Origin of the sequence: Comamonas terrae, assembly GCF_001544075.1 — a bacterium.
Taxonomy (GTDB): domain Bacteria; phylum Pseudomonadota; class Gammaproteobacteria; order Burkholderiales; family Burkholderiaceae_C; genus Comamonas; species Comamonas terrae.
Genome location: NZ_BCNT01000001.1, coordinates 370634 through 392756 on the forward strand (window position 1 = coordinate 370634; position 22123 = coordinate 392756).

The window sequence follows — 22123 nt, forward strand, 5'->3', positions numbered from 1 at the left end:
ACCACTGTGAGCCAACTCCCCGAAATCATCCGTGACATCGAGCGCGTGGGCGCCGACGTCGTCCAGCAGGCCGCTACCTTCCAGGCCGCCATCCTTGCCGACGTGGCAGGCCGCCGCGGCACCATGAATGCCCGCGTGGCGCCCGTCCACCAGGACATGAAGCTTGCCGGCCCGGCCTTCACCGTCGAGGTGCGCCCCGGCGACAACCTGATGATCCACGCCGCCATCGCGCTGGCCCAGCCCGGCGACATCCTGGTGATCGACGGCAAGGGCGACCAGACCGCCGCCCTCATGGGCACGCTGATGCTCAGCGCCTGCAAGAAGCGCGGCCTGGGCGGCGTGATCGTGGACGGCGCCATCCGCGACAAGCTCGAATTGCTGGAGCTGGACTTCCCCGTGTTCAGCGCCGGCTTCAACCCCGCCGGCCCGACCAAGTTCGTGCCCGGCCGCATCAACCACCCCATCTCCTGCGGCGGCGCCACGGTGAACCCGGGCGACCTCGTGGTGGGCGATGCCGACGGCGTGACCGTGATCGAGCGCGCCAAGGCGCCCGCGATGATGGCCCTGGCCGTGAAGAAGGTGGCCGACGAGGCTGCGCGCATCGACGCCATCGCGCGTGGCGACACCGCCGCCAAGTGGCTGCCAGCCGCGCTGCGCGCCGCCGGCGTGCTCAAGGAAGGAGAAGCACTGTGAGCCGTCCGACCATCCTCATCACGGCCGCCGACCTGGCGCCCCAGGCGCTCGCGCTGCTGACCGACTACCACATCGTCTACGCGGGCAAGACTCCCAGCGAGGACGATGTCGTCGCCCTGTGCCGCGAGCACAACCCCGTGGCCATCATCGTGCGCTACAGCAAGGTGGGCGCGGCCGCCATGGACGCGGCGCCTTCGCTGAAGGTGATCTCCAAGCATGGCAGCGGCACCGACACCATCGACAAGGTGGCGGCCAAGGAACGCGGCATCGAGGTGGTGGCCGCCGTGGGCGCCAACGCGGCGGCCGTAGCCGAGCAGGCCCTGGCGCTGCTGCTGGCCTGCGCCAAGTCGGTGCCCCAGCTCGACGCGCGCATGCACGCCGGCCACTGGGACAAGGCCACGCACAAGAGCCTGGAGCTGGGCGGCCGCACCATCGGCCTGATCGGCCTGGGCGCCATCGGCCTGCGCTTCGCGAAGATGGTCGATGCGCTGGGCATGCGCGTGCTCGGCTTCGACCCCTTCGCCAAGAGCCTGCCGGACTTCGTGCAGCCTGCCGATCTGGAAACCATCTGGCGCGAGAGCGACGCGATTTCGCTGCACTGCCCGCTGACCGATGACAACCGCGGCTTGCTGGGCGCCGAGACGCTCGCGCGCTGCAAGAAGGGCGTGATCGTGGTCAACACCGCGCGCGGCGGCCTGATCGACGAGGCCGCACTGCTGGCAGCCGTGCAAAGCGGCCAGGTGCGCATGGCCGGGCTGGACAGCTTCGCCGTCGAGCCCATGACGGCGGGCCACCCGTTCCAGCACCAGCCGGGCTTCATCCTCAGCCCGCACATCGGCGGCGTGACCAGCGACGCCTACGTGAACATGGGCCTGGGCGCGGCGCGCAACGCGCTGGCGGTGCTGAACCGCGCGGCCACGGCCTGAGAAAAAGGGTGAATGAATCCGCCATGGCGGATTCATTCATCCCTTCTGATTTCCATCCGTTTCAATTCCAAGGAGACCACACGCCATGAACCGTCGCCATTTCAACGTGCTGGCCGCTGCGCTGGCAGCCGCAGGATTCAGCGCGCTTCCCGCCGCCGCATCGACCTGGCCGAGCAAGCCGATCACGCTGGTGGTGCCCTACGCGCCGGGCGGAACGGCCGATGCCCTGGCCCGGGTGCTGGCCCAGCACCTGGGGACCAAGCTCAAGGCGTCCGTCGTCGTCCTGAACAAGGCCGGCGCCAGCGGCGTCATCGGCGCAGCATCGGTCGCGCAGGCCCAGCCCGACGGCTACACGGTGCTGTACGACGCGACGCCGCTGTCCATCAGCCCCCACCTGCAGAAGCTGCCCTTCGATGCCGAGAAGGACCTGCAGCCGGTGGCGCTGGTGGGCGTGACGCCCATGCTGGTGGTGGTGCCCAGGAACTCGCCCTACAACACGCTGCAGGAACTCATCGCGGCAGCCTCCAAGGCGCCCGGCAAGCTGACCTTCGCCTCGGGCGGGCAGGGCACCGTGCAGTACATGGGCGCCGAGCTGTTCAACCAGGGCGTCGGCATCAAGCTGCTGCATGTGCCGTATCGCGCCGGCGGATTGGCGTTGCAGGCGATTCTGGCGGGTGAAGTGGATATGGGCTTCTTCAACCTGCCGGCGCTGAGCAGCCACATCAAGGGCGGGGCGCTCAAGCCCCTGGCCATCACGTCGGCCAAGCGCAACCCCTTGTTCCCCAATGTTCCCACCATCGGCGAAGCCGGCGTGAAGGGCTACGAGGTCTACGAGTGGAACGGCATGTTCGTGCCCAACGGCACGCCGGCCGAGATCGTGGCCCGGCTCAACAGTGCCGTGCGGGAGGTGCTGGCCATGCCCGAGGTCAAGGCCCGCTTCGACGCGCTGGGCTCGGAGATCGTGGGCTCGCAGCCGGATGAGTTCCGCAAGCGCCTCGCGGCAGAGTCCGCTCGCTGGGCAGAGACCATCAAGGCCGCGGGCATCAAGAAGGAGTAGGCATGTTCAAGCCAACTCGGCCTCCGGCGCTTTCTGGGGAAGCGCCAAATGCTACGTTATTAATAGCATCCTGCACCTGCTTCGCGCAGGCATACCCCGCCAAGCCGGTGGTGAACTTTGCCGCGGCGGCACCACCGACATAGTGCCCGAGCGCGAATCGCCATCTATACGCAGATCGCCAGTGACCTGGAGCTGAAAGCTGAATGACCCTCGAAAGGAGACGAGACCCATGAACCGCATGAGCTTCCCCCTGTCCGCCGCCCTGGTGCTGGCCTGTGCCGCCGCCGGCGCGCTGGCGCAAACGGCCTACCCGGAAAAACCCGTCAAGATCATCGTGCCCTACCCGCCCGGCGGCGCGGTAGATCAGGTGACGCGGCGCATCGCGCAAAAGCTCAGCGAGCAGACCGGCCAGAGCTTCTTCGTCGAGAACAAGGCCGGGGCCACCGGCACCATCGGCGCGGCGCAGGTGGCGCGCTCGCCGGGCGACGGCTACACGCTGATGGCCAACGACACCACGTACTCCATCCTGCCGCAGGTCTTCAAGAAGCTGCCGTGGGACCGCGCGCAGGACCTGGTGCCCGTGGCCGGTTTCAACTTCGCGCCCACGGCGGTGGTGGTGCCGGCCAACTCGCCGTTCAAGACACTGGGCGACATGGTGGCCTATTCGCAGGCCAACCCCGGCAAGCTCAACTACGGCACGGGCGGCGCCGGCACCATGCCCCACTTTGCCACCGTGGCGCTGGAAGGCGCCAGCGGCCTCAAGGCCACCCACGTGCCGTTCAAGGGCGCGGGCGAGGCCACGATGGCGCTTCTGAGCGGCACCATCGACTTCCAGATCGCCTCCACACCCGGCGTGATGGGCCAGGTGCGCGGGGGCAAGGTACGCCTGCTGGCCGTGAGCGGCGAGCAGCGCCTGAAGGCGCTGCCCGGCGTGCCCACCTTCGCCCAGGCGGGCGCGCCCGGCTACAAGGTCGTCAACTTCACGGGCCTGTGGGCCGCCAAGGGCACGCCCGAGCCGGTGCTGGAAAAGCTGCGCAAGGAAATCGCAACCGCCATGGCCAGCCCTGACGTGCAGTCGTTCGCCGACGACCTGGGCGCGGTGCCCGACGTGGTCAGCGGCAAGGCGTTCGCCGACAAACTCCAGGCCGACGCCGAGTTGTGGGAGCGCGTGGCGGCGAAGGTCGGGATGGACAAGCAATGACCGTCGCCGTACCCCATTCCACGGGCCTGAACCGGCCCGTGCAGATGCCGCCGCCGCTGGCCTGCGACAGCCACATGCACATTTTCGACCCGCGCTTCGCGCCGTCGCCGCACTGGACGCGCCAGCCGCCCGACGCGCCCGTGGCCGCCTACCGGCTGCTGCAGCAGCGCCTGGGCACGCAGCGCGCGGTGGTGGTCACGCCGTCCACCTACGGCACCGACAATGCCTGCACGCTGGATGCGCTGGCACAGCTGGGCGACAGCGCCCGCGGCGTCGCCGTGGTGGCCCACGACGTGGGCGATGCCGAGCTGGACCTGCTGGCGGCGCGCGGCGTGTGCGGGCTGCGCGTGAACTTCGTCACACCGCAGTCCTGGGGCAAGACCACGCAACAGATGCTGACCACGCTGGCCGGCAAGGTGCAGCGGCTGGGCTGGCACATCCAGGTCTTCGTGCACCCGGAGCAACTGGTGCAGCTGGCCTCGGTGCTAGCCGCGCTGCCGGTGCCGCTGGTGGTGGACCACCTGGGCCGCATCGACCCGGCCGAGGGCACGCGCGGGCTGGCCTATGATGCGCTGCGCCGGCTGCTCGACGGCGGCAATACCTGGGTCAAGCTCTCGGGTGCCTACATGCGCTCCACGGTGCATGGCCCGTCGTATGCCGACACGCTGCCACTGGGCCGGGCGCTGGTGCGCGCCGCGCCCGAGCGGCTGGTCTGGGGCAGCGACTGGCCCCATACCACCGAGGTGCCGGGCAGCGTGAACGACGCCGACCTGGTCGACCTGCTGGCCGCCTGGGCCGTGACGCCGGCCACGCTGGAGCGCATCCTCGTCGACAACCCGGCGCACCTGTACGGTTTTTGAAGGAGTCCGCCATGTTTCTGCTGCAAGCCCCCGAGATCCGCGACCTGGAGCCGTTCAGCGCAATGCCCGAAGACCTGCGCCGCCGCGAGCGCAGCGCCTGGGCCGATGCCAACCGCGGCGGCGCGGTGACGGACTCCTTCCTCGAAGGCCCGGTGTTCGACGAGGCCGGCAACCTGTATGTGACCGACATCCCCTGGGGCCGCATCCTGCGCATCGACCCGCGGGGCCGGTGGTCGCTGGTGGCCGAGTACGACGGCGAGCCCAACGGCATGAAGTTCCTCGACGCCGGCACGCTGCTCATCACCGACTACAAGAACGGCCTGGTGCGCCTGGATGTTGCCAGCGGCCGGGTCAGTCCCTACCTGGAGCGGCGCAACAGCGAGCGCTTCAAGGGCGTGAACGACCTGGTCTTCGACAGCCAGGGCAACCTGTATTTCACCGACCAGGGCCAGAGCGGGCTGCATGACCCCTCGGGGCGGCTGTACCGGCTGCGGCCAAACGGCCAGCTCGACCTGCTGCTGGCCAACGTGCCCAGCCCCAACGGCGTGGCGCTGTCGCCGGACGAGCGCGTGCTGTACCTGGCGGTGACGCGCGGCAACTGCGTGTGGCGCGTGCCGCTGCTGCCCGATGGCAGCGTCTCCAAGGTGAGCCAGTTCTTCACGTCCTACGGCCCCAGCGGCCCGGACGGGCTGGCCGTGGACGCGCAGGGCCGCCTGCTGGTGGCCAACCCGGGCCTGGGCGTGGTCTGGGTGCTCAACGGCCGAGCCGAGCCGGTGCAGGTGCTGCGCGGCGTGCCCGGCAGTTCCATCACCAACCTGGCCTTCGGCGGCGCGGACCGCCGCCAGCTCTATGTGACCGACTCCACGCACGGACGCGTGCTGCGCGCCACGATGGACGTGGCAGGGCTGGCGCTGCACCGGAGGTAGGCAAGGCGGGCAGCCGGCGGGCTGAATGATGCGGATGCAGGGAGTCACCGGCAGCCTGGCCCCCGCGCGGCAGGCCGGGCGGGCCGCCCATGCGCCGTTCCGGTACACCCTGCCTTGCGCTTGCAGGTATTTGCACTTTTCGGAATTGGTCTTTCTGTACCGGCTGGAAATCCGGGAACATCGGCGGGTACCGTGGAAACAAGCGGCAGTGGCGGACAGGTCCTGCTGATGCAGGCCTACCCGCCGCTTTGCCGGAGCGCCTTAGCGTGGCGCAAATGAACGAAGTTCTCAGCACCGTCGCCAGCACGATCGACAGCGAGTTCGCCGATGTTCTCGACATTGCGCAGATGACGCGCAACATCCTGCGCCTCACGCTGGCGGCGGCCCTGGGCGGGCTGCTGGGCTGGCAGCGCGAAAGCCAGGGCAAGGAAGCCGGCCTGCGCACCCATATGCTGGTGGCCATGGGCTCGGCGCTGTTCGTTCTGGTGTCGCTTCAGGCAGGAATCGGCGCGCCGGATGCCTCGCGCGTGATACAGGGCCTGACTGCCGGCGTCGGCTTTCTGGGCGCCGGCGCCATTCTCAAGGCCGAGAAACGGGACACCCCGCTTCATGTCAAAGGCCTGACGACGGCGGCCGGCATCTGGCTCACGGCGGCCATCGGCGTGGCGGCAGGCCTTGGGGAAGAATCCACGGCCATCATCAGCACCCTGCTGGCCCTGCTCGTGCTCAGCGCCGTACCGCTGCTGAGCAGGCGCGGATCAAGGCCGCCGCCGCAATAGCGCCACTGCGCCAGAATGCCGCAAGACCTCCGGCAGGTGCATGCAAGAAAAATTGACTGGACCCTTTTGCCTTATCAAGGTAACGTCCAAGACGGGATCAGCAACTTGACCGAGGACTCCTTTCACATGAGCCAAACCAAGGAACCCACTGTTCACCACATCGTGGAATCAAAGCGCTGGGAGCAGCAGAGGGAGCAGGAACGCATCACATATCCTTCGCAGCAGGCCATCCCCATACAAATGGACTGGCGCACACGCGAGAATTACTCGGCCACTGACTTGGACTATCGCGGAAGAAACAAGAGCAGGTAAGACGCGCCGGCCCGAAAGGCTCTGGCATGCCAATCCATGGCATCGGCTTCAGCCGCCCGCCCGGGCGGCTTTTCATTGGCGAGTTCCGGCAGCAAATGGCGCGGCCATGCCGAGCAAGATCCCGGGGGAATCGTGGGCAGCGTAGGCACCGAGGTGCACGCAATCCCGCCACGGGAACGGCTGACGCACTCCTCATCGCCGCCTGTGGCTGCCCTGTACGGGTGCGCTGGGAACCCCGGAATAATGGCAACAGCCAGGCTTGTACAGGTGTTCCGCTACCATCGGGCAGATCGCATAGACAGATGGGGGACGGATGCGACTGTTTGCCTTGGCCGTACTTTCTGCATTTCTGGCCCAACCTGCTGCCGCCCAGGTCTATCGGTGCACCGACTCCTCCGGCGCCATCACGCTCACCGACAGGCCCTGCACCAGCACGCAGTCTGGTGGCCTCATCGAACGCAAGCGTACCGATGAGGAAATCCAGCAGGAAAGAATGCAGGCCGCCGAGGCGATGGAACGCAGGAGCCAGCAGATGGAGATGCAGCAACGCATGCCCGACCCGCAGACTCAGGGTCCGCAGGCAGCCCCTGCTCAGCGTCCAGACCAGTCTCTGGCCTGCCAGGAGGCTCGCAAGGAACTGGAGTTCGTCTCCAGCGTTCGCACCGTTTCGCAGGACGAGCAGCGCGTGAGGATCAATGCCGCCATCGGCAGCGTCAACGCGGCATGCGGATCCAACACTCCTCTCATGCAGGAGCCCTCCCAAGTGGTCGTGCCACCGCCGCGCGACCCGATACCGATTTCCAGTTGCCACGCGGGATTTTGCTCGGACATCAACGGGAGCAACTACAACCGGAACGGCTCCCTCCTCATCGATCAGGAGGGCCGGGCCTGCCAGATACTTGGCAATATGGTCCAGTGCCACTGATCAGGACGGTGCTGGACTGCGGGAAAGCCCAGCCCGCCAAGCGGAGTTTCCGCAGGAGCCGGATTGCCGGCAGGCGCCTGCCACCTCGACCCGCAAGAAACTTTCCCACCCACCGTGGGCCGGCATTGTCACTGCTCCAGCCCCCGAAAACCGCATTCGCCTCACCTTTAAACTGGGCGCATGAATCGACGAAATCTGATGTTATCCGCCCTGGCAGCAGGGTTTGCCCAAGTGACGGCAGCCCATCCGCAGTTTCAGGAAATGGCCGATTGGTCGCGGTTTTTCACCGCGGCCGATGCACAAGGCAGCATCGTCGTTCTCGATGCCCGGGACAACTCTGAAACGACCTACGTTCACAACCCGTCGCGTGCCGAGCGCCGTTACTCTCCCGCCTCCACTTTCAAGATTCCGCATAGTCTGTTCGCACTTGATGCAGGGCTGCTGCGTGACGAATTCCAGGTCATTCCATGGGATGGCGTGAAGCGGCCCACCGCGGCGTGGAACGTGGACCAGAACCTGCGCTCCGCGATGAGGAATTCCACCGTCTGGGTGTATGAGCGCTTTGCCAAAGAACTCGGCGATGCACGCGAGGCCGCCTACATGCAAAAGATCGGGTATGGCAATGCGGTCGCCACGGGCGACAAGCCATTCTGGGTTGAGGGCGACCTCGCTATCTCATCCATCGAGCAGATTGCCTTCCTGCAACGACTGTATCGCAATCAGCTGCCTTTCCTGGTCGAACACCAGCGGCTTGTGAAGGACGTGATGCTCAATGAGGCAGGCCCTGACTGGATATTGCGCGCCAAAACAGGCTGGACCGGAAAAATAGGCTGGTGGGTGGGCTGGGTGGAGTGGCCCAGCGGCCCTGTCTTCTTCGCCTTGAACATGGACACGCCGAACAGGCTTAGCGACCTGGCCAAACGCCAGAGCATTGCACGCAACGTGCTGCGTTCCATCAACGCGTTACCTGTCGCACCATAGATTCTGACTGCGGCCCTCAGCGCCAGCCACCTCGGTAGCGCCTAAAAATGCCTTGCGGGCTATGCAACGCCAACCGTTGAATCTTGTGCTGGCGCTCTTTGTGCAAGCCATCGCCGGCCAACTGCTTTTGATAAAGGACGGTAGCGGCACCGCCCTTCCGGGAAACTCCATGAAGTTCCAACCCACCGCCTTTGCGGCTCGCTTTCGCCGTATCCGACTTGAACGACAGCTCTTGTGCACAAGATGCAGGAAGCTGATACACCGAAGCGATGGGCTTCTACACCATCGGGCGGCCCTTGAAGGTTGCTCCCGAGCAGGCCAATGGACATCAAGCCGCAAAATATTCCTCTTCCTTGATCTGCATCATGCAACGCCTCAAGCAACGCCGGGGCAGCCATGGGCTGCGCGATAGAGTGTGGCGGCCGCCCTGCGAACGTAGGTCGGCTTCACAACATGCTCTGCAGAGGGAGGCCCGATGGGCAGGATCCATGCGACTTTCGTGGGCGGGCCGCTCGGCGGCAAGCTCCTTGAGGTGGAAAATCTGAGCGCCTATCGCGCCTTTGACCAGCAAACGGGCGAGGAAGTGGTCTACCAGCGCCATACCGCCGTCGTACCGGCCAGCGCTGGCAAGGACATCGCCATATACGTCATCATGGGCCAGACGGATTCGGAGGTGCTGAGCGACATGCTGACGGGCGTGATCAGGCCGCGGCAAACATAGGCCAAGCACGCAATCAAAGAGCCTGCCGGAATTTGTGCTGCGTCTGCTCCTCCGGGCACTTTGCTAAATTCCACACCATGGATGCAGCGGGAAGACAGGAGCTTTTCGGCTTGCGGCGGCGGATGTGGCAACTGCAGTTCTGGCCGGCTGCACTATCGCACCAGCGTTTCGGTAAGTCGATCTTGACAGCTGGCAAGATATGCCGGTACGGGCGCTGGACACCCACCCCGTCTTTTCAACGATGCCGATGACGGTACACACCGCATCACCGTGCGTTGAAGCCCGCGACTGCGCCATCACCAGATGAGGCGCATACTGCTGCGGAACGACATTCTTTGAAAGTTGCGCCGACCACGTTGATGCTGCTATTTGCCACAGTTTCCTTTCCATCAAAGACAGCCACGTCATCGAGTACATGCGGTCAGGCCCAAGCCTGGCCGACAATTCGACCAGCCCGCAGTGGCGTCACCTGAACCTGGATCCTGAGTGAAGTCCCATCATGCACCCACTGCGGCTTGCGTGCCCGCATCGCGCTGGCTATGGATGCTGGGCACCGATGCCCTGCTACTGGCCCTGCTCTGGTATGAGCATCTGAACCCGACCTCGGCGGCTTTTCGCCTGGGCTTGCTGTTGACGATGATCGTCACCGCCAATGCCGGGGTTGCAGCGCTGGGACAGGCCAGGCAGGCCCGGTCTGTCCGAAAGGTAGTTGGCTCATCGATGGGCCGTTTGCGCTCCTCGCCCTTGCCTGCTGCCTATCGGCTGACGAGCGGGCTTGGCGATGCGTTGATCGTGCTCACCTTGATATGGACCTGCCATACCTGGCTTGCTGCAGCGTACGGAGCGGCTGCATTGGGTTTCCAGCTGGCACAGGCCACCGGGCAACGGCAGGCCACGCCTTGAACATCGCGTGGTGCTGCGCTGGGGAGAAGTCAGCGGATGTTGCCCCTGGTCATGCAATGTGAATGGACGAACACGGCAGTGTGCTGCAAGGACTGGCGCATATCCGGTTTGGCCAGCCCATGCCGGTTGGCAAATTGCTCGGCCGCCGTTGTATCAAAACGGGTAGTCTGGATAAAGTCCAGGGCTTCGGTACTTGAATTCAAAAACCGCGCGACGGGGGGAATGCTCAGGAGCACCTTCAGCAATCGAAGCGGGATGTGATGCTTGGGAGACTTCAAGCCAATAGGTCGTGTCACCTGCACCATGAGTTCTCGCAAGCTGGGACTTTGGTGATCGAGCGCCAGCAGTTCCTGGCCCGCCATGGCAGGATCAAAAGCACAAGCGGCCATCAGCTCGACCAGATAATCCACGGTGACCAGCGGCAGCCAGTGATCGGGAGTGCCCGGCACTGCAGTCAGCTTTCCCTGCACAAGGTTGCGTATCAGTTCCACCAACGGCTGGCCGTCAAGGATATGCCCCGTGCGGCTGTGACCACAAACCGTCGCGGGGTGGACAACGGTCATCTCCCCGCCCTTGGCGGACATGAGCTGCAGAGTCGCAAAATGCGCTTCCAGCTTGCTCCCTTCGTAGGCACCGACACGCCGGTAGACAGCCCGCCAATTCGTCAGCTCCGGGTGACGAGGATCAATTCCGATGCGTTGCAGATGTTCATGGTTTTTCAGCATGTAGCCGCCGGTCATCACCAACCGGCTTTTTTGCTCGACTGCCAGCAACGCCACGCGCTGAGCCCCTTCTACATTCACCGCACGAGAATGCTCCAAGGAAAGCCCCCACGCGAAATGGGCGCCCAGGTGGAATACGATGCGGGACTGCCTGAGCACCTCCCGGTCGGCAAGGCTTAGCCCGAGGTTGTCGTGTTCCAGATCGCCAGCAACGGCAAATACCCGGGTTGCCACCCCTCCCAATTTGTCGACTTGCTCCCGCAGTGCAGCCAGCCGCTCCGGACGACGCATCAACACCCGAATGGGGTGACCTTTTGCACTCAGGTACGCCAACAAATGTTGGCCGATGAAGCCGGTTCCCCCGGTGACAAAACACTCCACGCTCATTTCACTGTTCCTTGGTAAGGTGAGAAATCAAGTGTAAAGTGTCGATCTAACTCCATAGTCAAGCGATATTTTCATGAAAATCAGCGAACTCGAGGCTCGCAGCGGCATCAGCCGCCATACGCTGCGTTACTACGAGCAAATCGGCCTGATCTCACCGCTGCGGCAGCCTAACAACTACCGCGTTTACACAGTGCAAACGCTGCAGCAGCTGCAATTCATCCAGCGCGCGCAAAGCATGGGTTTTTCCCTTGGGGAAATCGGCGAGATTCTGGAAGCGCAGAGAAACAAGACGATCGACTGCGCTGCCGGCGCCAGACTCATCGAAAAGAAGATGGCAGAAATCAGACAGAAAATCGCCGATCTCAAAAGCATTTATCGGTATCTGGATAAAGAGCGTGCCAGCCTCGAAGCCAGTGCCGCCAGCCAGCTGGAGCAACTGCACAACTCGTCCCGCTGAACTGTGCGCATCCAGAAACTGGAAGTTTCAGCCGCTTCCCCGTTTCAGGCACCCTTTTTGCATTCTCCATAACCTTTTAGCAGACGCCGGCCGTTATGAGCAGGCGTGCCTGCACTTCCAGTGCTGCTCGCAACCTCTGCAAAGCAGGCCTGGGACAGCGAGGCGCCCCAGATTGCTTTCTTCGATGCGATCACAAGTGATGGTTGTCCGACGAATGCAGGTTTCATCGCATTGCACCAGATTGGCCGCTCCCGCTTGGGCGTCATGGAAGGCTCAAGTCCATACCGAGCATCCTGGCGAGGCCAAAAGTGAAAAGCAGCACGCCCAAAAGCAACAGGATGAAGACGACAGCGATCTTGGCGCCCGTGCGTAGCAGTGCGCGCCTGTCCGTACCCATCTTGCCTTGGTCGTAATGCCACTTGATGGCGAAGAACATGCAGGTCCCGAATATGAGGACCTTGAAGGTAATGAAGACTACAGGGATCCAATCGATCATTTGAAAATTTCCAGCCTATGACTTGCCGCAGCCTGCCGTGAGGAGCCCCCCGGATGAGAGAAGCCAAGACCTCAACGGGAGCCATACAAGCATGGCGTTGCGGCACATCCGGGACATACTACGTAAAAGCAATTTCCATACATTGAGAGCAACACTGGGTTTGAAAGCCATGCAAGATGAAAGTTTGCCCCTCTGGTTGCCGCAATTGGCCAGGCATGGCGGACCTCGCTTCTTGCAGATTGCGGACGCATTGCAGGTGGCAGTGGCGAACGGATTGCTGAAACCTGGTGACCGTCTGCCTCCGCAGCGCCGGTTGGCGGCACAGTTGGAGCTCGACCTGACAACGGTCACGCGCGCGTACGACGAAGCCAGGCGCCGCCACTTGCTGGAGGGACGAGGCGCCCGAGGCACTTACGTCGCGGCGCCCAAGGTCGACTTGACCGCCATCCTCGATCTGAGCATGAACACACCACCACCACCGGCTGGCGTGGACTTCGACGACATGCTGAAGCAGGGTCTGTCTCGGGTGTTGATGAGCACGGAAGCTGAACTGCTGATGACTTACCACCTGGGTGGCGGAAGCGACTCAGACCGCAAGGCTGGAGCCCGATGGCTTGAGCCGATGTTCGGACCTCTGGATTCTCGGCAGATTGTCGTCTGTCCAGGTGCACAAGCAGCGATCGCCGCATTGATTCTTGCGCTGACGAAACCTGGCGATGTACTTCTGGCAGAGCCCGCAAGCTACCCCGGCTTGCGCGCCGCAGCAACGCAATTCGGCCGGCGCATCGTTGCAGTGGAAGCGGACAAGCACGGCATGGTCCCCGGGATGCTTGAGCAGGCGTGCCGCCGGCACAAGCCTGGGCTGGTCTACCTCAATCCGACGTTGCACAACCCTACCGCCGTCACCATGGCAGCACACCGGCGCAAGGAACTCGCCAGCGTCGCCAAGCGCTGCCAAATGCGCATCGTCGAGGACGATCCCTACTGGCTTCTTGCCGAGGCACCACCACCCCCTGTTGCCACGTTGGCCCCGGAACAGGTGTGCTACATCTCGACCCTGTCGAAATGCCTGACGCCCGGCTTGCGCGTCGCATTCGTGCTCATACGTGATTCGCACGAACGCGAACGCTTCCTGGACGCCCTGAGATCGTTCGCGCTGATGGCCGCGCCAATGACGGCCGCCCTGGCCACGCAGTGGATCCTCGACGGAACGGCTGACGAACTGATGGAAGGCGTGCGCAGGGAAGCGCGTCTGCGCCACCGGATGGCCAGAGATATTCTGGCGGGTCGATACAGCGGCGCCGGAGACGGCCTGCACGCATGGCTCGAGTTGCCGTCGTACTGGACTCCCTCACAGCTGGCACGCGCGGCCGACCGAGAAGGCATAGCCATCACCCCGGCGGAGGCATTCGCCACCGGTGCAATCAATGGCGTATCCGTGAATGCCATCCGGATATCTTTGGGCAGCGTCAAGGACCGTGAACGCCTGCAGGCAGGCCTTCAACGGCTGTCTCATCTGCTTGCCCGACGGCCCGAGTCTTTCAGCGCTGCCGTGGTTTAGCGGCCTAGCTGCCCGAGGCGCCTCCTGCTCTTGCAGTGCAGGGTCAGCGTACGCAGACCGGAAGGGGAACCGGCATCGCCACCCACCACCTGGGCCGGTAAATACCTGCCCCCAAACAGGCTGCGAAGATCTGCAGAACATGTCTTCTCTCATCGGCACGCCGTGGCGAACACAGCAGCGCCCTCAAACTCGGCTCTGCACTCGAGGCAGTGAAAGCATTCCAGAGGAGAAATTTCGTCTCCCACGTGTGCGAATGTGTCCGCAAACCCCTTGAGATCCCAAGGGGAGGAGCATTAGCAATCACTTACGCAATGCGATGCCGATGTCTAAAAAGGCCTACAGGCGCCTCCACGCATGATGCGCACCCTAGAACGCAAGGCAGGTCACAGCGGTCTACCTTCTCAACTGAAAGGAGCTAAGCGATGAATCAGCAAACCCATCAGAACCACACCAGCCAGCAACCCAATCAGCAACACCAGCAGAATCCCCACCAGAATCAACCGGGGCATCGGCAGCAGCCGCAAAAGCGCACTGACCAGCAACAGCAGCAGAACGCGAACCGCCAGCAGGCTGGACAGAACACCCAGAAACAGAATCAGCATTAATGCGTGATCCGGGCCGGCCTTGCCGAATCGGGGCCGGCTCTTCAAGGATTGATATGTCAACCCCAGCCATCTCTCAAAAACCACCATGCTCGGTGCCAGGCAAACCACCAGAGCGGAATCCGTCTTTCGAGAGTGGTAGCCAGCGCCCCAGCGGCCGGCCTACCCAGGCGATGAGGATGGGGATATTGCCGGGAAGCCCTATCCCGTTCAGAAACCAGACACGCCAGACGTCAGCGACCAGCCACCCCGGCAAGCCACACCGCAACACGATTGAGCCATCCCGCAAGGCCTGCAAGCAAAGCGAGAAGTTCTCTCCAAGCCACCGGGCAGCTGAAGCATTTCGCCTGGGGGGATTCAACTGTCAGTTTCCCGAGGCCAGGATTTCATTGGGCACCCGCATGCCTATCAAGGGATACGCAACGGCGGCATGATCACTGCCGTACAGGCAAGGACGGCTAGCAGACCTCTCCCATCAGCTGGAATGGCAACACAGGGAGCTTGGGGCAGCCCGGGCAAGCATCGCAGAATTGGAAGCCATGCCGGGCAATCAAGCGCTTCTGCGCTGCCAGATCCCTGGAAAATAGGCCACGACAGACAGATTCCCGTTTCGCTCAACGCGCAAGATCTGTCACCCGCCAGCCCCAATCGGAGCATTACCTTGCAAAGGCGACTCTCAAGCGAGCCGCCACTCGCAACTGTCCTGCCCGCTTACATTGGCGAACCGTCGCTCATCATGTACGGCCCGTCTCCGCCGGACCAGCGTTGCATGGTCGCTTGATCCGACGCACGCATGGAGTCACGCGTCGGCATGGCACATCCTGTCAGCATCCCGGCCATTGCTGCAATCAAAAGTAGCGCTTTCATGGAAACTCCTTGAAGTGAAGTCTTTCAGGCTATTCCTGCCAGCCAAGCGTCGTGTAATTTGTTGTTTGATTTGTCCTTCGACTACCCCATTCAAGCAACAGAGCGCTACGCTGAAGCCCGAAATTTCCGAAGCCACCCTCTCAGACCTTTACCAGAGAGAAGGAACAGGCCTCATGCGCCGAACACAACCATCACCGCAAGGCAAGACAGGAAAACTTCTGTGCCACTTCCCACCGAACCGGAAACTTCGCCCATATGTACACAGCCTCGGGCCCGAACTTGTTCGTGCCGACCGGGCTACTCACTCCAGGCAATGACATCCAGGCACATGCATCAAGACGCCCGCAGGAAGATGCAACCGGCGGGCTGAGTCACGGAACAGCAGACAAGAAAAAAGCCCTTGCGCTTTTGCACAAGGGCTTGATCCTTTTCAGTATTCCTTGGTGGGTCCTGCGAGATTCGAACTCGCGACCAACGGATTAAAAGGCCGGTGGGTTTTTCAATGAAATCAACGTACTAAGGCAAATTTAGTTCCGCAAATTCTTCGAAAAACATGAGCATAACCCATTGATTTTGCTCGGCGTCATACTCGATTGCGGAACACTTTTATACTCGCTGCCACCCTCCTCTGCCCCGTCCTTGGCATTTCAGACGGCTAAGCCTCGGACGTCTCATCCTCGAACATGAGGAAAACTTAAAACCCGCAGCTTTATGGCTACGGATTCTTTATGTATGCAGATTCAGGCGACCAGTATTACCACTGCACCTTCACTCCAATAGAGGCCTGCACCCCACTATTGACCCGGCTGTCGCCACCGTTGGCCCACAGCTTGCCCAACTCACCATAGACGCTGGTGCGCGGGTTGATCTGCAGGCTGGCACCGGCAGCCATCTCGGTGGCGGTATAGCCACCCTTGGCCTTGATATCGGTGGTGCCACCGGGCGCCGCAAAGCTGGCGATGTCGGTGGTGTTGCTCGCCTTGTAGACGTTGATGCGGCCATAGGGCTGCAGCACGCCGACTCCGGTCGCAAAGTTGCCCTTGAGGCGAGCCCCCAGGCGCACGGTCCAGTCATCGTCAGCCTTGTTCTTGACCGTGGCCAGGCTCAGCGCTGTGTCGTCGATGCTCAGCTTGCGGTAGATGATCTGCGCCTGGGGCTCGATATTCCAGTGGCTGCTCAGCTCGAATGCCTTGCCCATTTCCAGGGAAGCCAGCCAGCCGCTGCCCTTGGTGCGGGCCTGTGCTGTGTCGCCGACGGTGCGCAGGTCGCTGCGGTAGTCGGCGCCTTGCAGCATGGCATCGGCATACAGGCCAGACTGATCTTGCCAAGTGCCGTACACGCCCAGGTAGCGGGTGCGCAGGTTGTTGAAGCCGACGTATTTGCGATCCACGCCGCTGGCAAAGCCCTTGACGCTCATGTCGCCTTCGAGCTGGCCCACATAGATGCCGGCCTTGACGCTCTGGTCGGCATACAAATCCAGACCAGCCTGGAAGCCGGTCAAGTGTCCGCTGCTCTCGGGGCTGACTGTGCCTTGCTGGGTGATCTTGGGGTTGGTGCGCAGAATACGGCCCCAAACTCGGCGGCTGGCGCCTGTGTCGGAGCTGGTCGTGGCTTGCGTGCCTTCATCGCCCATGCGCTTGCGCACATCGCCCAGCATGGCCATGTCGGCTTGGCGCAGCTGTGCCGGCAGGGCCGACAGCAGCGGCACTTCGGCACGGTAGGCCGTGGTCGGTGTCGTGGGTGTCGTGGGTGTCGTGGGTGTCGTGGGTGTCGTGGGTGTCGTGGGTGTCGTGGGTGTCGTGGGTGTCGTGGGTGTCGTGGGTGTTGTCGGCGTTGTGGGAGCCGTAGTGGTCGAATGCAGGGCCGCACCCTGGGCGGTCTGCGTCAGGCGGTACTCATAGGCACCGGCATCCACATGACCGCCGGCCAAGGCAAAGCTGCCCGGCTGCAGGCTGGCTCCATTTTCGGTGCCGATAACCTCGATACCAGTGCCCGTCGTCTGGCCGCCCAGACCGCCAGCATTGGTAATGTGCACGGTGGTGTTGCCGCTGGCCACGGCCGAGGCGCCGGACAGCAACAGCTTGTCGGTGGCACTGCCGTCCGCACCCAGCACGGTGGACAGGCCCAGATTGCCGTTGTTGCCTACATAAGCGCCGGTGACCTTGAGCACCGTGCCCGGTGCTGCGCCGCTGTTGCTGCTGAGCTTGACGGTGCCGCTGTTGTTCAGGCTGGCCAGAGTCTGGTTGTAGCCCGCCAGATCCAACACAGCGCCGCTGCTCACGGCATGGGCCGAGTTGCTGCTGAAAGTGTTGGCAGCACCTGCCTGCAAGGTGCCCTGTGCCACATCAGTGGCGCCGGTGTAGGTGTTACCAGCACTGGTCAGCGTCAGCGTGCCAGTGCCTTGCTTGGTCAGGAAGCCCGCACCGGTAATGGCACCGGTCCAAGTTCCGTTGTTGGCACCGGTGTCAACGATGGGATCGTTGTCGCCCGTCATATGCAGGTTGTTGGCAATGGTCATGCCGTTGACGGTCAAGGTAATCTTGGTGCCATCGTCCATGGCCAGCGTGCCGCTGCCCAGGCCCTTCTCGTTGCCGAGGTTGATGTTGCCGCCCTTGTGTCTGACACCGCCGCTGAAGCTGTTGGCAGTGTTCAACGACAGCGTGCCGTCGCCTTGCTTGATCAGCTCACCCGTACCGTCCATCTTACCGTCAAACTCGGAGACGGCCCCCCCAACGGTGTTCACCGTCAGGCTTTGCGAGCCCAGCGCCACATTGCCAGTACCCGAGATGCCGCCGGTCTGCAGCGCATGGCCATTGAGGTCCAGCGTGGCACCGGAGTTCACCTGATAGAACGAGCCCTGCACCAGAGCAGAGAGGCCGCCAATCTTGAGCGTACCCTCCTGCACAAAAGTGCCGCCGGTATAGCTGTTGTTGCCGGATAGTGTGGTGATGCCCGTGCCAGCATGAGTGAGGCTACCAGTGCCGCTGATGTCATTGGAAACAGTCACCGCATCGCTGCGGTTGAAGACCAGCGAGCCATTGTTGGTCACGGCGCCGGTACCCAGATTGCCGCTGGTACCACCATTGCCCACCTGCAGCGTGCCCGCTGTAATCATGGTGGCGCCTTGGTAGCTGTTATTGCCTGTCAGCACGGTTTTCCCTGTGCCAGACTGTCGCAAAGCTCCTGCCCCGCTGATATCGTTGGCAACCGTTACCGTGTCGCTACGGTCAAACGCCAGGGTTCCCTGGTTGATGACAGCGCCAGAACCAAGGTTGCCGCTAGTAGCGCCCTTTCCGACCAACAGAGTCCCACCGTTGATTGTGGTTGTCCCGGTATAGCTGTTGGCAGCGGACAAAATCAATGTGCCGTCGCCATTCTTGGTCAGGGATTTGCCATCCCATCCGGAGTTTGCCGCTTGATCGCTCAACGACACCCCGACATCAAACGTTTCGTTTGCACTTGCCAAGGTAAAGCTACCACGGGCCAGGTTGTTATTGGCAGTCCAGCTCAAATCGTAGGAGGCAAGGTATTGCTTGCTGTCGGTGGATTTACGAGTGGTGAGCGTCATGTAATCAACTGGGCCAGCAAAACCTCCCACCATGACGTTGGAAAAGTCTCCTTCGATAGCGTTGTCGCTCTGAATTAGTACACGTTCAAGCTGCGACGGACTATTGATGCCGCTGAGGTTCAACCCAACGCCAGCTCCGATCGACATCTGCGAAGCATTCAGGGATGGACTTGCAGAGAGGGATTGCAGCGTCAAAGTTGAATCTCTACCCAGAGTCACCGAACCATCGACAACCACTGACTGATTGGCGCCTGCCGCCAGACTAGCGCCTGTAGCGACAGTCAGATCACCACGTACGCGGTGAGACTGCCCCGTGAATCCAAGCATCCCGGCATTGATATTGATATCGCCGATGTCGCTGGAGCCTGCCAGAACAAAGTCAGCATTGCCATTTTTGTTCAAAATACCAGTGCCATTAACAGCTCCATTCAAGCTGAGGTTGGAGGTTCCGCCCACTGCCATGTTGCCGCCAAGATTGACCGCATTGTTCACGCTGACGGTGGTGTTGGCATCCAGGGTCGTGTTGGCAGCCGTGGAAAGCGTCCCGGTGCCCATCGCAAGGTTGCTGCCCAGGACCAGAGTGCCGGCATTGAGCAGTACACCGTTCTGGAACAGGTTGTTGCCGCCCAGGGTCAGGGTGGCCGAGCCATTCTTGGTCAGGCTGCCACTGATGCCGGTAATTTGGCCGTTGAGGGCCAGGTCGTTGCTGCCGCCGATATTCAGGTTGCCGAGCAGGACCACATTGGTGCTGACGCTGCGCGCAGCGTCAGCGTCCAGCGTCGTGTTGGCGCCAGCCTGCAAGCTGCCGTTGCCCAGCGCGGCATTGCTGCCGACGATCAGCTTGCCGGTGGCCAGTGACAGGACTCCGGCAAAGGGGTTCGCACCACTCAGAGTCAGGTCGCCGGCACCGTTCTTGATGATCGCGCCGGTACCACCGAGCGTACCGCTGAGGGTGCTGGCCGCGGTATTGCTCAGCGTCAGGGTACGGGTGCCCACGTTGATGGCGTTGCCGACGCTGAGGCCATCGGCCAGCAGGCTGGAGTTGGAGGTCAAGGTCAACTGGCCGGTGCCCAGTGCTGTATTGTTGGTCAGCAACAGGGTGCCGCCGCCGAGGATCGAGTTGCCGGTGAAGTCGTTGGCGCCGCTGAGGGTCAGGGTGTTGATGCCGCTCTTGATCAGACCGCCAGTGCCGGAGATTTTTCCCGCCAGGGTCAAGTCGTTGTTGCCGCTCAAGGTCAGGTTGCCGTTAAGCCGGACCAGATTGGTCAGGGTCTGGGCGGTGGAGGTGTCCAGCGCACCGGTACCGGCAACACCCGCGGTGATGGTGCCCGCGCCGGTGGCACCGGCATTGGCCAGAATCAGCTTGCCGGCGTTGATATTGAGGCCGCCGCCAAAGTTGTTGGCGCCGCTCAGGGTCAAGTCGGCACTACCCGTCTTGATCAGCGAGCCGGTGCCGTTTATTGCACCACTCAGGTTCAGGGCGGAGGCACTGTTGACGGTCAGGTTGGCGCCGTTGACGTCGATGGCATTGGCCAAGGTCATCGCCGAGGTGGTGGTGAGGGTACTAGCGCCAGTCACACTCAGCAGGTTGGTGCTGGCGCCAAGGGCCGAGGCGTTGCCCAGGGCCAGGGTACCGGCGGTCAGGGTGGTGCCACTGGTCAGGGTGTTGACCCCGTTGAGGGTCAGGGTGCCGGTCCCCGTCTTGATCAGGGTGCCGCCACCGCTCAGCACACCGTTGAGGGTCAGACCCAGGTCACTGGTCGCCGTCAGGTTGCCCGCCAGAGTGATGTTGCTGCTGACCGTCGAGTTGGTGCCACTGGCGTTGCCCAGCGAGCCACCGTTGGACGTGAGCGTGGAGGCGCCGAGCAATGCATTGGAGTCAACCCGCAACAAGCCGCCGTTCATGTTGACGCTCGGGCTGTTGGTGCCGGTCTTGAACAACTGGTTGGTCAGCGTCCAGGTACCGCTGCTGACCACCAAGTTGTTGAAGTTGACGTATTGAGTACCGTTGAGGGTGCCGGAACCGTTGATGCCCGAGCCGCCACCGATGGCATTCATCAGGTTCAGGGTGTTGCCGTTGTTGATCAGGCCACCGTTGACGATACCGGCAGGCGCATAGGTGATGCCGAGACCACCAAGAACGCCAAGGTCGACCCCCACACCCGCCCCGGCGCTGACCAACGATCCGGTAACCGCGTTGAAGGTGTTGGCGCCGGAAACGCCTGCAGTGCCCGTCCCCAGGCTGATACTGCCGTTGACTGTGCCGACGTTGTTGAAGATGTTGCCCTGGGTGGAGGCCTGCATCGCCACACGCCCGATGATGATCCCGCTCGCGTTATTGGTCAGCACGTTCCTGGCGCCCCCACGCAGCGCGATCACCGGGATGTCCTCGGCCAGGATCGCCGCACTCAGCAGCGGCGTGCCACTAATGAGCCCGTTGTTGTTGACCGTCGTGGTGCCACCCGCGCCGTTCTGCACAACCAAGCCGACACCACCCAGGCTGAGCAGGTTGGCCCCAAGCAAGGTTGAGGTCCCCATGATCTGGCCGGTGGAGAGGTTATTGACCATTACCGTACTGCCGGCGGCATTGGAAATGTTCAAACCGGATGCCAGGGATACCAAGCCCGGGAGCAGCGACGGGTCGATACGCCCAGCGTTGTTCACCGTGATGCCGGTACCGGTGAGGGATACCGAATTGACCAGATCAACCACCCCCGGATAGATCTGCGCGACGTTCTGCACGTTGACCGTCAGGTTACTGGTAGAGCTGGCCAGGCCGACGGTCAGGCCGGTACAGCTAATGACGGAGCCGACAGTTGTGCATAACGCATGGGCTGGTGTCGCTGCCAGCAGTCCCCAAGCCACCCCAATCGCCCCGGCAATCCCATTCCAGCGCAGTAGTAGCGATTTGCCTGCGGGCGACGCGCCTTTGCCTTGCTCGGAGCTGGCGATAGCCCTGCCCCCCAGGCGCGCGGTTTCTGGTGCAGCCACCCATGCGCCCAAGGTCGTGTTCCAAATGCTGTGGTAGATGCGATTCATTGACGGCTCTTTCAGTGATTTGGTATGACTACGTTTTTTCAATAATTGTTTCAAAATCATTGAAATTCCGTAAAAATGAATCCAACTGTAACAGACCAATAATCATGTTCCTATCACTGAAATCAGGTATTTCGGCAATG

Annotated in this window: 19 protein-coding genes; 14 read left to right on the plus strand and 5 right to left on the minus strand. The window is 62.5% G+C overall.

Going from position 1 to position 22123, the window contains the following annotated elements; translation table 11 throughout:
* Positions 1-6: 6 nt before the first annotated feature.
* From Cte04_RS01645 to Cte04_RS01700, 12 genes are all read left to right on the plus strand, one after another.
* Entirely contained in the window at positions 7-693 is a 687-nt protein-coding gene (locus Cte04_RS01645) for an RraA family protein (RefSeq protein WP_066470656.1), read from the plus strand.
* Entirely contained in the window at positions 690-1619 is a 930-nt protein-coding gene (locus Cte04_RS01650; RefSeq protein WP_066470665.1) for an NAD(P)-dependent oxidoreductase, read from the plus strand. The genes Cte04_RS01645 and Cte04_RS01650 overlap by 4 nt, the downstream gene beginning before the upstream one ends.
* Positions 1620-1704: 85 nt before the next feature.
* A complete protein-coding gene (locus Cte04_RS01655; RefSeq protein ID WP_083526439.1) occupies positions 1705-2676 on the plus strand; it encodes a Bug family tripartite tricarboxylate transporter substrate binding protein in 972 nt (323 codons plus the stop codon).
* Positions 2677-2905: 229 nt separating this feature from the next.
* Positions 2906-3877, plus strand: a complete 972-nt coding sequence (locus Cte04_RS01660; protein ID WP_066470666.1) for a Bug family tripartite tricarboxylate transporter substrate binding protein — start codon at positions 2906-2908, stop codon at positions 3875-3877.
* Positions 3874-4737 carry an amidohydrolase family protein gene (locus Cte04_RS01665; protein ID WP_066470673.1) on the plus strand — a complete coding sequence of 288 codons (864 nt, stop codon included), beginning with the start codon at positions 3874-3876 and terminating at the stop codon, positions 4735-4737. Before Cte04_RS01660 ends, Cte04_RS01665 begins: the two co-directional genes overlap by 4 nt.
* 11 nt (positions 4738-4748) lie before the next feature.
* Positions 4749-5663, plus strand: coding sequence for an SMP-30/gluconolactonase/LRE family protein (locus Cte04_RS01670; RefSeq protein ID WP_066470677.1), 915 nt, complete (start codon positions 4749-4751; stop codon positions 5661-5663).
* A gap of 275 nt (positions 5664-5938) precedes the next feature.
* On the plus strand, positions 5939-6442 hold the full coding sequence (locus Cte04_RS01675) for an MgtC/SapB family protein (RefSeq protein WP_066470689.1): 504 nt from the start codon (positions 5939-5941) through the stop codon (positions 6440-6442).
* 126 nt (positions 6443-6568) lie between these two features.
* Positions 6569-6754, plus strand: coding sequence for a hypothetical protein (locus tag Cte04_RS01680; RefSeq protein ID WP_066471818.1), 186 nt, complete (start codon positions 6569-6571; stop codon positions 6752-6754).
* A gap of 313 nt (positions 6755-7067) precedes the next feature.
* A complete protein-coding gene (locus Cte04_RS01685) occupies positions 7068-7679 on the plus strand; it encodes a DUF4124 domain-containing protein (protein ID WP_066470692.1) in 612 nt (203 codons plus the stop codon).
* 198 nt (positions 7680-7877) lie between these two features.
* The gene (blaOXA, locus tag Cte04_RS01690; RefSeq protein WP_066470698.1) at positions 7878-8660 is read left to right on the plus strand and encodes a class D beta-lactamase; all 783 of its coding nucleotides are present in this window, start codon (positions 7878-7880) and stop codon (positions 8658-8660) included.
* 475 nt (positions 8661-9135) lie between these two features.
* Positions 9136-9381 (plus strand): hypothetical protein, encoded by a 246-nt coding sequence (locus tag Cte04_RS01695; RefSeq protein ID WP_066470707.1) that lies wholly within the window; start codon positions 9136-9138, stop codon positions 9379-9381.
* Positions 9382-9867: 486 nt separating this feature from the next.
* The gene (locus tag Cte04_RS01700; protein ID WP_157081782.1) at positions 9868-10284 is read left to right on the plus strand and encodes a hypothetical protein; all 417 of its coding nucleotides are present in this window, start codon (positions 9868-9870) and stop codon (positions 10282-10284) included.
* Between the two features lie 29 nt (positions 10285-10313).
* Here the strand turns inward: Cte04_RS01700 and Cte04_RS01705 are convergent, their stop codons facing one another.
* A complete protein-coding gene (locus Cte04_RS01705) occupies positions 10314-11393 on the minus strand; it encodes an SDR family oxidoreductase (RefSeq protein ID WP_066470711.1) in 1080 nt (359 codons plus the stop codon).
* Between the two features lie 73 nt (positions 11394-11466).
* Here Cte04_RS01705 and Cte04_RS01710 point away from each other — a divergent pair, with 73 nt between their 5' ends.
* Positions 11467-11850 carry a MerR family transcriptional regulator gene (locus Cte04_RS01710; protein ID WP_066470714.1) on the plus strand — a complete coding sequence of 128 codons (384 nt, stop codon included), beginning with the start codon at positions 11467-11469 and terminating at the stop codon, positions 11848-11850.
* Positions 11851-12112: 262 nt separating this feature from the next.
* On the opposite strand, the gene Cte04_RS01715 is transcribed toward Cte04_RS01710, so the two are convergent.
* Positions 12113-12346: a hypothetical protein gene (locus Cte04_RS01715; protein ID WP_066470715.1), complete on the minus strand. Its 234-nt coding sequence runs from the start codon at positions 12344-12346 to the stop codon at positions 12113-12115.
* Positions 12347-12515: 169 nt separating this feature from the next.
* Between Cte04_RS01715 and Cte04_RS01720 the strand changes: the two genes are divergently transcribed.
* Entirely contained in the window at positions 12516-13907 is a 1392-nt protein-coding gene (locus Cte04_RS01720) for an aminotransferase-like domain-containing protein (RefSeq protein WP_066470716.1), read from the plus strand.
* A gap of 401 nt (positions 13908-14308) precedes the next feature.
* Here Cte04_RS01720 and Cte04_RS01725 read toward each other — a convergent pair whose 3' ends face one another.
* From Cte04_RS01725 to Cte04_RS01735, 3 genes are all read right to left on the minus strand, one after another.
* A complete protein-coding gene (locus Cte04_RS01725) occupies positions 14309-14599 on the minus strand; it encodes a hypothetical protein (RefSeq protein WP_066470717.1) in 291 nt (96 codons plus the stop codon).
* Between the two features lie 621 nt (positions 14600-15220).
* A complete protein-coding gene (locus Cte04_RS01730; protein WP_157081783.1) occupies positions 15221-15376 on the minus strand; it encodes a hypothetical protein in 156 nt (51 codons plus the stop codon).
* A 754-nt stretch (positions 15377-16130) separates the two neighbouring features.
* Positions 16131-22043, minus strand: coding sequence for an autotransporter outer membrane beta-barrel domain-containing protein (locus Cte04_RS01735; protein ID WP_083526440.1), 5913 nt, complete (start codon positions 22041-22043; stop codon positions 16131-16133).
* Positions 22044-22123: the final 80 nt, after the last annotated feature.